Consider the following 12,634-nt stretch of genomic DNA (forward strand, 5'->3'; position numbering starts at 1 on the left):
TCGGAAACCCTGTGAGCCGTCAGGCTCGGCCCGGTCAGACAGCGGCCGGGTCCTCCTCGACGAGGAGGTTGCGGGTGCGGTTGGAGTCCAGCGGGATGCCGGGGCCCATGGTGGTGGTCAGGGTCGCCTTCTTGATGTAGCGGCCCTTGGCGGCGGACGGCTTCAGACGGAGGATCTCCTCCAGCGCCGCGGCGTAGTTCTCGACCAGCTTCGTCTCGTCGAACGACACCTTGCCGATGATGAAGTGCAGGTTCGCGTGCTTGTCGACACGGAACTCGATCTTGCCGCCCTTGATCTCGGTGACGGCCTTGGCGACGTCCATCGTGACGGTGCCGGTCTTCGGGTTCGGCATCAGACCACGGGGGCCGAGGACGCGGCCGAGGCGGCCGACCTTGCCCATGAGGTCCGGGGTGGCGACGACGGCGTCGAAGTCCAGACGGCCCTTCGCAACCTCGTCGATCAGTTCGTCGGAGCCGACGATGTCGGCGCCCGCGGCCTCCGCGGCCGCAGCACGGTCACCGGTCGCGAAGACCAGGACCCGGGCGGTCTTGCCGGTGCCGTGCGGAAGGTTCACGGTGCCACGGACCATCTGGTCGGCCTTGCGCGGGTCGACACCCAGGCGGAAGGCGACCTCGACGGTGCCGTCGAACTTGGTGGTGGCGGTGTCCTTGGCGAGACGGACGGCCTCGAGGGGGGCGTAGTTACGCTCCCGGTCGACCTTGGCGTCCGCGCCGCGGAGAGCCTTGCTGCGCTTCACTTCTTCTCCTGCTGTCAAGTGTGGAGTCGTGGTCCGGGCCGGCGCTGGCCCTGCCACTGAGGTACGTGGGACGGGGAGCTGATCAGCCCTCGACCGTGATGCCCATGGAACGGGCGGTGCCGGCGATGATCTTCTCGGCGGCGTCCAGGTCGTTCGCGTTCAGGTCGGGCATCTTGGTGGTGGCGATCTCGCGGACCTGGGCGCTCGTCAGCTTGGCGACCTTGGTCTTGTGCGGCTCGCCGGAGCCCTTCTCCACACCCGCGGCCTTGAGGATCATCCTCGACGCCGGCGGAGTCTTGGTGATGAAGGTGAAGGAACGGTCCTCGTAGACCGTGATCTCCACCGGGATCACCCAGCCACGCTGCGACTCGGTCGCGGCGTTGTAGGCCTTGCAGAACTCCATGATGTTGACGCCGTGCTGACCCAGCGCGGGGCCGACCGGCGGGGCCGGGTTGGCGGCGCCGGCCTGGATCTGGAGCTTGATAAGCCCCGTGACCTTCTTCTTCTTGGGAGGCATTCCGGGTCCTCTTCCTGATTCCTGTTTCCTGTGCCCAAAGGCAACCGCACAACGATAACGGCTATGGCCGCGCGGCTAAAAACCGAGCAGGTCAGAGGGTGGATGCGCGGGTGGACGCGCCCCTCTGACCTGCTCGAAGGTCTACTGCCTCAGTTCTTCTGGATCTGGTCGAAGCTGAGCTCGACCGGGGTCTCACGACCGAAGATCTCGACGAGGCCCTTGACCTTCTTCGAGTCGGGGTTGATCTCGTTGATGGTCGCCTGCAGCGTCGCGAACGGGCCGTCGGTGACGGTGACCGAGTCGCCGACCTCGAAGTCCAGGACCTGGACCTCGACCTTGCGGGCGGGGGCGGGCTTGCCCTCGGCCTCGGCGGCCTCGCGGGCCGCCTTCTCCTCGGCCTCCGGGGCGAGCATCTTGACGATCTCGTCCAGCGTCAGCGGGTACGGGTCGTAGGCGTTGCCGACGAAGCCGGTGACGCCGGGCGTGTTGCGTACGACGCCCCAGGACTCGTTCGTCAGGTCCATACGGACGAGCACATAGCCGGGCAGCTTGTTCTGCCGGACGTTCTTGCGCTCGCCGTTCTTGATCTGGACGATCTCTTCCTCGGGGACCTCGGCCTGGTAGATGAAGTCCTCGACGTTGAGCGAGACGGCACGCTGCTCCAGGTTGGCCTTCACGCGCTTCTCGTAGCCCGCGTAGGTGTGGATCACGTACCACTCGCCGGGGAGACCGCGGAGCTCGTCGCGGAGCGCGGCGACCGGGTCGACGGGAGCGGCCGGCTCCGCCTCTTCGGTAGCGGCGGCTTCGGTGGTCGCCGGCTCGGCGTCGACGTCCTCGGCCTCTTCGGCCTCTTCGGCCTCGTCGCCCTCGGCGGCCTCAGCGGGCCGGCCTTCCTCGACGGGCTCGACGGGCGTCGCGGCGTCCTCGGCCGCCTCGCCGACAGCGGCGTCCGCAGCTTCCGCCTGGTCCTCGTCGGCCGCCGCGACGATGTCGAGCTCGTCCTGGGCGGACTCGTTCAGGTTCGGGTCAGACACGGTGGCTGCTTCTTCCTGGATACAGATGGGGTGGAACATGCGAAAAGGGGCGCCGGGGTGGGCGCCCTCCGCGGGAATCAGCCGAAGACGTAAGCGACTGCTTCCTGGAAGCCGAAGTCGATTCCGGTCACCAGACCGATCATGATGACGACGAAGATGATCACGACCGTCGTGTACGTGGTCAGCTGGTTACGGGTCGGCCAGACGACCTTGCGCAGCTCGGCGACGATCTGGCGATAGAAGAGCGCGAGCCGACCGAGCGGGCCCTTCTTGGCGCGCTTGCCGCCCTTGCGGGTCTTCTTCTTCGACTCCGGCGCTTCGTCCTCAGCATCAGGCATGTCGATGGAGCCTACGGCGTCCGTCACGTCTCTCACCTGATTCCGGGTCGGCCGTGCCGCGCCCGGGTGGAGCCGCACGGCGGTGCAATGAAGTACATACCTGCGCACACATCCTGGCGGTGTGTGTAGCAGGGCCGGAGGGACTTGAACCCCCAACCGCTGGTTTTGGAGACCAGTGCTCTACCAATTGAGCTACGACCCTTTGTGGTTCTCCCCCAACCTACCGCATACGGAGAGGTGCCTCTGTGGAGTGGTCGGTGAGGGCCAACGAGCAGAGAGTGTACGTGGTCAGCGCCTCCGCGTCGAACAGATAGCCCCGAGCCGTCCTCGCGCCGACCCTCGGCGGGCCGTCGTCCGGAAGGCGAATCCTGCGTGCCCGGGTTCTGCGGGGTCTGCGACGATGGGCCGCATGAGCGCTGCAACTCCTCCGACCGAGCGCCGGGTCTCCGCCCGCATCGGCGCGATCTCCGAGTCCGCGACCCTCGCCGTGGACGCCAAAGCCAAGGCCCTCAAGGCCGCCGGGCGTCCGGTGATCGGCTTCGGCGCGGGCGAGCCCGACTTCCCGACGCCCGACTACATCGTCGAGGCGGCCGTCGAGGCCTGCCGCAACCCGAAGTACCACCGCTACACCCCGGCCGGCGGCCTGCCCGAGCTGAAGGCCGCCATCGCCGTCAAGACCCTGCGCGACTCCGGCTACGAGGTCGACACCTCCCAGATCCTGGTGACCAACGGCGGCAAGCAGGCCATCTACGAGGCGTTCGCCGCGATCCTCGACCCGGGCGACGAGGTCATCGTCCCGGCCCCGTACTGGACCACGTACCCCGAGTCGATCCGGCTCGCGGGCGGCGTCCCGGTGGAGGTCGTCGCCGACGAGACGACCGGCTACCGGGTCTCCGTCGAGCAGCTGGAGGCCGCACGCACGGAGAAGACCAAGGTCGTCCTGTTCGTCTCCCCCTCCAACCCCACGGGCGCCGTCTACGCGCGCGAGGACGCCGAGGCGATCGGCCGCTGGGCCGCCGACAACGGCCTGTGGGTCATGACGGACGAGATCTACGAGCACCTGGTGTACGGCGACGCCGCCTTCACCTCGCTGCCCGCGCTCGTCCCCGAGCTGCGCGACAAGTGCATCGTCGTCAACGGCGTGGCCAAGACGTACGCCATGACGGGCTGGCGGGTGGGCTGGATCATCGGCCCGAAGGACGTCGTCAAGGCGGCGACGAACCTCCAGTCGCACGCCACGTCCAACGTCTCGAACGTCGCCCAGGTGGCCGCCCTGGCCGCCGTGTCCGGGAACCTCGACGCGGTCGCCGAGATGCGCAGTGCCTTCGACCGCCGCCGCCAGACCATCGTGCGGATGCTCAACGAGATCGACGGCGTCGTCTGCCCGACCCCGGAGGGCGCGTTCTACGCGTACCCCTCGGTGAAGGGGCTCCTCGGCAAGGAGATCCGCGGCAAGCGCCCGCAGACCTCCGTCGAGCTCGCGGCGCTGATCCTGGACGAGGTCGAGGTCGCGGTGGTGCCGGGCGAGGCGTTCGGCACGCCGGGCTACCTGCGGCTGTCGTACGCGCTCGGCGACGAGGACCTGGTCGAGGGCGTGTCGCGGATGCAGAAGCTGCTCGCGGAGGCGCGCGACTAGCAGCTGCCGCTCAGGAGCGGATCGCGGGCCCTGGCCGGTTTCTCCCGGCCGGGGCCCGTTTTTTCGTTCCCGCACGTACCCGTTCGGAGAAAGGGGCTGCCCCAGGGCGGGTGCGTACGGCAAGATCCCCGGATGGAGCACGTAGTCCGCGATCTGAAACTGCTGCCGAAGGCCCATCTGCACCTGCACTTCACGGGGTCGATGCGGCCCTCCACCCTCCTGGAGCTCGCCGACAAGTACGGCGTCCATCTGCCCGAGGCGCTGACCGGCGGAGAGCCGCCGAAGCTGCGGGCCACGGACGAGCGGGGCTGGTTCCGGTTCCAGCGGCTGTACGACATGGCCCGGTCGTGTCTGCGGGAGCCCGAGGACATCCGGCGGCTGGTGCGGGAGGCGGCCGAGGAGGACGTACGGGACGGATCGGGCTGGCTAGAGATCCAGGTGGACCCGACGTCGTACGCGCCCCGGCTGGGCGGGCTGATCCCGGCGCTGGAGATCATCCTGGACGCAGTGGAAGCGGCCTCGCGGGAGACCGGCCTGGGGATCCGGGTGCTGGTCGCGGCGAACCGGATGAAGCACCCGCTGGACGCGCGGACGCTGGCCCGGCTCGCGGTCCGGTACGCGGACCGCGGCGTGGTGGGGTTCGGGCTCTCCAACGACGAGCGGCGCGGGATGGCGCGGGACTTCGACCGGGCGTTCGCGATCGCCCGGGACGGCGGGCTGCTGGCGGCACCGCACGGCGGTGAGCTGACGGGCCCGGCGTCGGTACGGGACTGCCTCGACGACCTGCGGGCCTCGCGCATCGGCCACGGGGTACGGGCGGTGGAGGACCCGCGGCTGCTGCGGCGGCTCGCGGAGAAGGGCGTGACCTGCGAGGTGTGCCCGGCGTCGAACGTGGCGCTCGGGGTGTACGAGAAGCCCGAGCACGTACCGCTGCGGGCGTTCTTCGACGCGGGGGTGCCGCTGGCGCTGGGCGCGGACGACCCGCTGCTGTTCGGGGCGCGGCTGGCGGACCAGTACGAGATCGCGCGGCACCACCACGGCTTCACGGACGCCGAGCTGGCGGAGCTGGCGCGGCAGTCGGTGCGGGGTTCGGTGGCGCCGCAGGACACACGCGCGAAGCTGCTGGCGGGCATCGACACCTGGCTGGCGGCCTAGCCGTGGCCTAGCCGGCTCGACCGAGGCCGGCCAGGAGAGTGCGGGCCAGGGCGGCGGCGAAGGTGTCGACGTCCTGCGGGGGGCGTGCGCCCACGGTCGCGTCGTAGGCGAAGGCACGCTGGGCGCAGGCGCCGAGGAGCAGTGAGGCGGCGGCGAAGGTGTCCGCGTCGGGGCGGATGCGGCCGGCGTCGCGCTCGACGCGCAGATAGGCGTCCAGGGCCTCGATGGGTACGTGGGGCCCGGTGCCCTGCCGGCGCATGGTCGCGTCGTGGCGCGCCTTGAGCTTGGTCTCGGCATAGAGGGACGCGGCGATCGGGAAGCTCTCGGCATAGAAGAGGGTGGCGCGGCGGGCGATCTCGGTGAGGTTCTGCTCGACGCTCCTGTCGTCCGCGTCCGGGGCGGCGGCGAGTCCGTCGAGGAGCGGGCGCAGCTTGGGCAGGCGCTCGTGGAGGACGGCGGTGAAGAGCTCTTCCTTGCCGGCGTAGTACTTGTAGAGCGCCGCCTCCGAGCATCCGGCCGCCTTGGCGATCTCCTTGGTGGTCGTACGGGCGAGTCCGACGTCGAGCCACAGCTCGTGGGCGGCGTCGAGAATGCGTTCCCGCGCGGGCTTCATGTCTCCGGCTCTCCAGGGGTGTCGGGCCGCCGGGTGCGGCTTGACGGTGAGTGGGTACTCACCCACTCTAGAGGTGAGTGAGCACTTACCCACCCATCTCTGGGGGAGAAACGTCATGAAGATCACCGTCTTCGGTGCGACGGGCGGCATCGGCGGGCAGATCGTCCGGCAGGGCCTGGACGCGGGCCACCACGTCACGGCGGTGGTACGCGACCCGTCCCGGCTGACCGTGCCGGGCCGCGAGAGGCTGGAGGTGGTGACGGCCGCCCGCCTGGACGACATGGAGGCGCTGCGACCGGCCGTCGCTGGCCGGGACGCGGTGCTGTCCGGGCTCGGCCCGCGCAGCCGGAAGCAGGTGGGCGTCGCGTCGTCGTCGACCCGGTCGATCCTGCGGGCGATGGAGGCGGAGGGGACGCGTCGGCTCCTGGTGGTGAGCGCGGCACCGCTGGGCCCCGTGCCAGAGAACGAGACGCTCCGGCTGCGGATCGCGACCCCGCTGATCTCCCGCGTCCTGCGGTCGCACTACGACGACCTCCGCGTCATGGAGTCCGCCATGCGGGAGAGCTCCACCGACTGGACGGCGGTACGCCCCCCGCAGCTCGTCGACGCGGCGCTGACCGGCCGCTACCGCACGGCGATCGGCGGGAACCTGCGCGGCGGCGCCAAGATCGCGCGGGCCGATGTGGCCCATGCGATGCTGGCCATGATCACCGACCCGGAGACGGTGCGGCGGGGGGTGGGGGTGGCGTACTAGGAAGCGGTGTCACGGGCGAGGCGCTGGAGGTCGTCCAGCGCGCTGCCGCACCGGTCGCGGTCGCCCGCGTCCGGCTGGTCCACGGGGTGGTACCGGTGCTCGGCCTGCCTCCGCTTGTCCTGGGCGTTGAGCGGCCGTGACTCCACCACGGCGGTCCCACCGTCCGAGGTGAGCGTCAGGAAGCGGGCCATGGGCTTGTCGCCCACCAGGCTGGCCAGGGCCAGGGGTCCGAGCAACCTCTCCGACTTCCACAGGCGGCCGCCGAAGACGAGGTAGCGCGCGTCGCACGCGGTTGTCCAGTCGTAGACGTACCTGACGCCGGGCTGCGGGTTCCGGGGACCGAGCGTCGCGGCGGGCGCGTCGGAGTACCGACGCGCAGGCTCCCGGGCGAGGCAGGCCGGCGGGGCCTCCGCGTCCTTCAGGAGGTGGAACGTGCGCGTGGAGGGATTCGGGGCGTCGTTCTCGAAGATCGCGACGTCGGGTTCCGCGCGCGTCGCGAACCCGTCCGACCAGCGCATGAACCCCCATACGCGGTCCCCGGCCGAACGGGTCTTGGCCTGCCCTTCGTCCGCCTTCCACATCCGCCCGCCGAACACGGCGTACTCCATATCGCAGACGGCCGACAGGTCGTACCGGTAGCGGACGTCGGCCTCGGGCCTCCTGGGGCCGGTGTCCAGGGGCGCCCCCGCCTCGGACCGGGGCTGCGGCGGATAGACCCCGTTGCGCGGCAGCGGGGCGTCGGCGCTCGCCGGGGCCGTCACACGGTCGACACCGTCGGCGACGACCGTCGGCCCGCCGTCGGCGGCCGCACCCGTCCAGCGCACGGCGAGGAGGGAGCCCGCCGCGACCAGTGCCGTCGCCGCGCCGGCGCCCAGCGCGCGCCGTCGGTGGCGGAGGCGGCGCGCCGTGGTGAGGACGGCGCCGGTCGGGGGCGCCGCGCCTCCCGCGCCGTGGGTGCTGTCCGCGTCGGCGAGTTCCCGCAGGCCCCGCAGCAACTGGTCCTCGTCGTCCATGTGGGTCATCGCGTGCCCCTTCCCGCGTACCCGGCGAGCGCGCCCGCGGCGCGCAGCCGCTCCAAGGCCCTGTTGGTCCGGCTCTTGACCGTCCCGGGCGAACAGCCGAGCAGTCCGGCCGTCTCTTCCACCGACAGGTCCTCGTAGAAGCGGAGCACCACCACGGCACGCTGGGCACGGGGCAGGGCGTTCAGGGCGCCGGCCAGTTCCAGCCTCGCGTCCGCGCTCCCCGCCATGTCCGGGCCGTCCGCGACCGCCGCCCCCTCACCGCCGGGGTGGGCCGTCTCGGTGTGCCAGCGCCGCCGGCGCCAGGTCGCGTACAGGTTGACGACGACCTTGCGCGCGTACGCCTGCGGGGAGGCCCAGCTCTCGGAGCGCCCCCAGCGGAGGTAGACCTTCACCAGCGCGGCCTGCACCAGGTCCTCCGCGGCGTGCCGGTCCCCGGTCAGGAGGCGGGCGGTGCGCAGCAGCGGCGCGTACGACGCCTCGGTGAACTCTGTGAAGTCCTCGTCGTGCGCCGTGGACAAGCCCGTCCTCACCGGAGATCCCCTCGACCAGCGTGTGGTGGTCCCGGTTTCTGAAGGGACCCCTGTCATCCACTCGACAACGTGGGGGTTCCGGCAGGTTCCACTGACTTCTTTCGGGGGCGGAGCCGGGTCAGAGAGTGACGCCGACCGTCACCGGCTCATTCACGAGCGTGACGCCGAACGCGTCCCGTACACCCGCGACGACCTCCCGGGCGAGGGCCAGGAGGTCCTCGGTGGTGGCCTCGCCGCGGTTGGTGAGGGCGAGGGTGTGCTTCGTGGAGATACGGGCGGGCCCGGCGCCGTACCCCTTGGTGAACCCGGCCTTGTCGATGAGCCAGGCCGCGGAGGTCTTGGTGCGGCCCTCCCCTGCCGGGTAGGCGGGCGGGGCGGTGTCCGGGCCGAGGCGGTCGCGCACACGGTCCAGGAACGCCTCGTACTCGACGTCGCCGAGGATCGGGTTGGTGAAGAAGGACCCGGCGGACCAGGTGTCGTGGTCGTCGGGGTCGAGGACCATACCCTTGCCCGCGCGGAGGGCGAGAACGGTCTCGCGGGCGGCGTCGACGGGGACGCGGTCGCCCGGCTCGACGCCCAGGGCGCGGGCCGTCTCGGCGTACCGGAGGGGCGCGCTCATCCCCTGGGCGTCCTCCAGCTCGAACCGGACGCGCAGGACGACGAACCGGTCGGGGTCGGCCTTGAAGCGGCTGTGCCGGTAGGAGAAGGCACACTCCGAGGCCGGGACGGTGACGACCGTCTCGGCGCGCCGGTCGTACGCCACGACCTCGGTGAGGGTGGTGGCGACCTCCTGGCCGTACGCCCCGACGTTCTGGATCGGGGTGGCACCGGCCGAGCCGGGGATACCGGCCAGGCACTCGATCCCGGCGAGCCCGGCCTCGACGGTGCGGGCCACGGCGTCGGACCAGTTCTCGCCGGCGGCGAGCTCCAGGCGGTTGCCGTCGAGCATGACGCCCTTGGTCGCGATGCGCAGGGCGGTGCCGTCGAAGCCCTTGTCGCCGATGACCAGGTTGGACCCGCCACCGATGATCAGCAGCGGCGTCCCGGCCCGGTCGGCGTCCCGCACGGCGGCGACGACCTCGTCGTCCGTGGTCGCCGTGAGCAGCCGGTTCGCGGGCCCTCCGAGCCGGAAGGTGGTCAGGGGGGCGAGGGGAGCGTCGTGGAGTTCCTGCACGCGCTCAAGAGTACGGTGCGCGCCCGCCCGCTCCCCCACCCACACATCACTCACCGGCATCACTCACCGGCATCGTCCACCGGCATCACCGAACGGCACGGCGGCAGGGCCGTACCGGCTCAGGCCAGCTGGACCACCGCGCGGGACATGCCGAGGACCTTCTGGCCCTCGCTCATGGCCGTGAGGTCGACGCGGACCCTGTGGTCGTCGAGCTTCGCGGCGACCTTCGCGGTCACCTCGATCAGGGCGCCCTTCTCGTCGTTGGGTACGACGACCGGCTTCGTGAAGCGCACGCCGTACTCGACGACGGCGCCCGGGTCGCCCACCCAGTCCGTGACGACACGGATGGCCTCGGCCATCGTGAACATGCCGTGCGCGATGACGTCCGGAAGGCCGACCTCGCGGGCGAACTTCTCGTTCCAGTGGATGGGGTTGAAGTCCCCGGAGGCTCCCGCGTACTGCACCAGCGTGGCGCGGGTCACGGGGAAGCTCCCGGCCGGCAGTTCGGTGCCGACCTCGACCTCGTCGAATGCGATCTTCGCGGTCATGGTGTGTCTCACGCCTCCTCTGCCGCTCGCGCCACGAGCTTGGTCCACGCCGTCACGACGTGCTCGCCGGCCTCGTCGTGCACCTCACCGCGGATATCGAGAATGTCGTTCCCGGCGAGGGACTTGACGGCCTCGATGGTGGAAGTGACCGTGAGCCGGTCGCCCGCCCGTACGGGACGCGTGTACGCGAATTTCTGGTCGCCGTGCACGACCCGGCTGTAATCGAGTCCCAGCTGCGGATCGGAGACGACCTGGCCCGCCGCCTTGAAGGTGATCGCGAACACAAAGGTCGGCGGCGCGATCACATCGGGGTGGCCTAGCGCTTTCGCCGCCTCCGTGTCGGTGAAGACCGGGTTCGCGTCGCCGATCGCCTCGGCGAACTCGCGGATCTTTTCCCGGCCGACCTCGTACGGCGCGGTGGGCGGATAGCTCCGCCCGACGAAGGACTGGTCGAGCGCCATGTACTCGGTACCTCCTGCTGTCCCATGTCGTGCTCTGTAGCTCTGTAGCTCTTGCAGCTCTTGCAGCTCTGTAACTGCGTAGCCGAGTGACTGCGTAGCCGAGTGCAAACGACACGAGGCCGCCCCCGGTGGGGACGGCCTCGTGTACGAGCCTGATTCAGCGCGTCTCGCGGTGCGCGGTGTGCGCGTTGCAACGCGGGCAGTGCTTCTTCATCTCAAGACGGTCCGGGTTGTTACGCCGGTTCTTCTTGGTGATGTAGTTCCGCTCCTTGCACTCCACGCAGGCCAGCGTGATCTTCGGGCGGACGTCGGTGGCAGCCACGTGAGTGCTCCTTGACGGACAGATGGACGGATGAACGCAGAAAAGAGTAGCCGATCGAAGGACCGACCCCACAATCGGCTACTAGGAGTAGCGGTGACCGGACTTGAACCGGTGACACAGCGATTATGAGCCGCTTGCTCTACCGACTGAGCTACACCGCTGCGGTGTTTGGATCACCTCACCCGAAGGTGAGGATCTCCCCACACCAGAGCCCCAATACGGAATCGAACCGTAGACCTTCTCCTTACCATGGAGACGCTCTGCCGACTGAGCTATTGGGGCGAGCGATGAAGACATTACACGGTCGGCGGCCGTTCACCCAAATCCGTTCCCGGCCCCCCGGGGCGGGCCCACACGCGTGACCGCACCCACGCCTCGTACGCCACTCGTGCCCCACGCCGGTACGACTATTGCGCTCCTCCGCGAAGCCCGGACGGCCGCGTCCTAGGCTCGCCTCACGCTGCGCGATCTTGCCTCGTCACCCTGGTCGCCACCCGCCGGATTCCCCGCCCCGTTCCCCGCCCCCAGGAGCCCGATGTCCGCCGACAGCCAGCAGCCGCGGCCGCCCGAGGGCGCCACCACCGACACCACCACGCTGCTGCTGTGCGGCGCCCGCCTCACCGACGGCCGGACCGTCGACGTACGGCTCAGCGGCGGGCGCATCGAGGCCGTCGGTACGCCGGGCAGCCTCGGCTCCCACGGCGCCCGCGTCGACCTCGGCGGCTACCTCCTCCTGCCGGCCCCCGCCGAGCCGCACGCCCACGCCGACACGGCGCTCAGCGACGACACGCCCGGGCCCGTCTCATACGCCGCCGAGGACGTGCAGCGGCGGGCCACGGAGGCGACGCTGCTCCAGCTCGGGCACGGGGCGACGGCGCTGCGCGCGCATGTGCGGATCGGGGACGTACAGGGGCTGGCGTCGCTGGAGGCGGTGCTGCAGGCGCGGCGTTCGCTGCGGGGGCTGGCCGATCTGACAGCGGTGGCGGCGCCCCGGCTGCTGACGGGTGTGGCGGGCGCGGACGGTCTCGCGATGCTGCGGGACGCGATGAAGATGGGCGCGTCGGTGGTGGGCGGCCGCCCGGACCTGGACCCGGATCCGGCCGGGTACGCGGAGGCGGTGCTGGAGGTGGCGGCGGAGCACGGCTGCCCGGTGGACCTGCACACGGACGGTGACGATCCGGCGCGGCTGGCGCGGCTCGCGGCGATGGCGGGCGGGCTGCGGCCGGGCGTGTCGATCGGCCCGTGCGGTGCGCTGACGCGGCTGTCCGTGGACGCCCGGTCCCGTGTGGCGGACCAGCTGGCGGCGGCCGGGGTGACGGTGACATGCCTGCCGCAGGGCGGTTGCGGGGGTACGGAGGTGCGGGGCGTGGCGCCGGTGCGGCTGCTGCGGTCGGCGGGGGTGCGGATCGCGGCGGGCGGAGGGGCGCTGCGGGACCTGGCGAACCCGGTGGGGCGGGGCGACCCGCTGGAGTCCGCGTACCTGCTGGTGTCGCAGGGCGGGCTGCGGCCGGCGGAGGCGTACGGGGCGGTGAGCGAGGCGGCGCGGGAGGCGATGGGGCTGCCGGCGGTGCGGGTGGAGGCCGGGTTCCCGGCGGAGCTGCTGGCGGTGCGAGGGGAGCGGCTGGCGGGGGTGCTGTCGCTGGCGTACAGCCGCATCGTCGTGCACCGGGGGCGGGTGGTGGCGCGGACGAGTGCGGTGCGCGAGTACTGCGACTCGGCGGCGGCGCTGGAACTGCCGCGTCAGGGAAGGCCGGACGCGCGCCCATGAGCGTT

Annotated in this window: 15 protein-coding genes and 3 tRNA genes; 4 read left to right on the forward strand and 14 right to left on the reverse strand. The window is 71.1% G+C overall.

The window, feature by feature from the left end; all coding sequences use genetic code 11:
• Positions 1-34: 34 nt before the first annotated feature.
• From rplA to FVS66_RS10935, 5 genes are all read right to left on the reverse strand, one after another.
• Positions 35-757, reverse strand: a complete 723-nt coding sequence (rplA, locus tag FVS66_RS10915; protein ID WP_149180823.1) for a 50S ribosomal protein L1 — start codon at positions 755-757, stop codon at positions 35-37.
• Positions 758-839: 82 nt separating this feature from the next.
• Positions 840-1,274, reverse strand: a complete 435-nt coding sequence (gene rplK / locus FVS66_RS10920; RefSeq protein ID WP_023587070.1) for a 50S ribosomal protein L11 — start codon at positions 1,272-1,274, stop codon at positions 840-842.
• Positions 1,275-1,423: 149 nt separating this feature from the next.
• The gene (gene nusG, locus FVS66_RS10925) at positions 1,424-2,308 is read right to left on the reverse strand and encodes a transcription termination/antitermination protein NusG (RefSeq protein WP_149180824.1); all 885 of its coding nucleotides are present in this window, start codon (positions 2,306-2,308) and stop codon (positions 1,424-1,426) included.
• A 77-nt stretch (positions 2,309-2,385) separates the two neighbouring features.
• Positions 2,386-2,673: a preprotein translocase subunit SecE gene (gene secE, locus FVS66_RS10930; protein WP_149180825.1), complete on the reverse strand. Its 288-nt coding sequence runs from the start codon at positions 2,671-2,673 to the stop codon at positions 2,386-2,388.
• A gap of 102 nt (positions 2,674-2,775) precedes the next feature.
• Positions 2,776-2,848, reverse strand: a tRNA-Trp gene (locus tag FVS66_RS10935).
• A gap of 207 nt (positions 2,849-3,055) precedes the next feature.
• On the opposite strand from FVS66_RS10935, the gene FVS66_RS10940 reads away from it, so the two are divergent.
• Positions 3,056-4,282: a pyridoxal phosphate-dependent aminotransferase gene (locus tag FVS66_RS10940; RefSeq protein WP_149180826.1), complete on the forward strand. Its 1,227-nt coding sequence runs from the start codon at positions 3,056-3,058 to the stop codon at positions 4,280-4,282.
• Between the two features lie 132 nt (positions 4,283-4,414).
• Positions 4,415-5,437 (forward strand): adenosine deaminase, encoded by a 1,023-nt coding sequence (locus FVS66_RS10945; RefSeq protein WP_149180827.1) that lies wholly within the window; start codon positions 4,415-4,417, stop codon positions 5,435-5,437.
• 7 nt (positions 5,438-5,444) lie between these two features.
• Here the strand turns inward: FVS66_RS10945 and FVS66_RS10950 are convergent, their stop codons facing one another.
• Positions 5,445-6,050 carry a TetR/AcrR family transcriptional regulator gene (locus tag FVS66_RS10950; protein WP_149180828.1) on the reverse strand — a complete coding sequence of 202 codons (606 nt, stop codon included), beginning with the start codon at positions 6,048-6,050 and terminating at the stop codon, positions 5,445-5,447.
• A gap of 115 nt (positions 6,051-6,165) precedes the next feature.
• Here FVS66_RS10950 and FVS66_RS10955 point away from each other — a divergent pair, with 115 nt between their 5' ends.
• The gene (locus tag FVS66_RS10955) at positions 6,166-6,804 is read left to right on the forward strand and encodes an NAD(P)H-binding protein (protein ID WP_149180829.1); all 639 of its coding nucleotides are present in this window, start codon (positions 6,166-6,168) and stop codon (positions 6,802-6,804) included.
• Here FVS66_RS10955 and FVS66_RS10960 read toward each other — a convergent pair.
• The 8 genes from FVS66_RS10960 to FVS66_RS10995 form a co-directional block, all read right to left on the reverse strand.
• The gene (locus FVS66_RS10960; RefSeq protein WP_149180830.1) at positions 6,801-7,826 is read right to left on the reverse strand and encodes a hypothetical protein; all 1,026 of its coding nucleotides are present in this window, start codon (positions 7,824-7,826) and stop codon (positions 6,801-6,803) included. The two genes, FVS66_RS10955 and FVS66_RS10960, sit on opposite strands and share 4 nt — an antisense overlap.
• Complete coding sequence (locus FVS66_RS10965; RefSeq protein ID WP_262386923.1) at positions 7,823-8,344, reverse strand: SigE family RNA polymerase sigma factor; 522 nt, start codon at positions 8,342-8,344, stop codon at positions 7,823-7,825. Before FVS66_RS10965 ends, FVS66_RS10960 begins: the two co-directional genes overlap by 4 nt.
• Before the next feature lie 130 nt (positions 8,345-8,474).
• Positions 8,475-9,590 carry a UDP-N-acetylmuramate dehydrogenase gene (locus FVS66_RS10970; protein WP_149180832.1) on the reverse strand — a complete coding sequence of 372 codons (1,116 nt, stop codon included), beginning with the start codon at positions 9,588-9,590 and terminating at the stop codon, positions 8,475-8,477.
• A 59-nt stretch (positions 9,591-9,649) separates the two neighbouring features.
• Positions 9,650-10,078 (reverse strand): MaoC family dehydratase, encoded by a 429-nt coding sequence (locus tag FVS66_RS10975; RefSeq protein ID WP_149180833.1) that lies wholly within the window; start codon positions 10,076-10,078, stop codon positions 9,650-9,652.
• An 8-nt stretch (positions 10,079-10,086) separates the two neighbouring features.
• The gene (locus FVS66_RS10980; RefSeq protein ID WP_149180834.1) at positions 10,087-10,539 is read right to left on the reverse strand and encodes a MaoC family dehydratase N-terminal domain-containing protein; all 453 of its coding nucleotides are present in this window, start codon (positions 10,537-10,539) and stop codon (positions 10,087-10,089) included.
• A gap of 157 nt (positions 10,540-10,696) precedes the next feature.
• Entirely contained in the window at positions 10,697-10,861 is a 165-nt protein-coding gene (gene rpmG, locus FVS66_RS10985; RefSeq protein ID WP_003948671.1) for a 50S ribosomal protein L33, read from the reverse strand.
• Positions 10,862-10,949: 88 nt separating this feature from the next.
• A tRNA-Met gene (locus FVS66_RS10990) sits at positions 10,950-11,022 on the reverse strand.
• A 48-nt stretch (positions 11,023-11,070) separates the two neighbouring features.
• Positions 11,071-11,143: transfer RNA gene (locus FVS66_RS10995), tRNA-Thr, on the reverse strand.
• Positions 11,144-11,396: 253 nt separating this feature from the next.
• On the opposite strand from FVS66_RS10995, the gene FVS66_RS11000 reads away from it, so the two are divergent.
• Positions 11,397-12,629: an amidohydrolase family protein gene (locus FVS66_RS11000; protein WP_149180835.1), complete on the forward strand. Its 1,233-nt coding sequence runs from the start codon at positions 11,397-11,399 to the stop codon at positions 12,627-12,629.
• Positions 12,630-12,634: the final 5 nt, after the last annotated feature.

The organism is Streptomyces sp. TRM49041, assembly GCF_008271805.1.
In the GTDB taxonomy this organism is placed as follows: domain Bacteria; phylum Actinomycetota; class Actinomycetes; order Streptomycetales; family Streptomycetaceae; genus Streptomyces.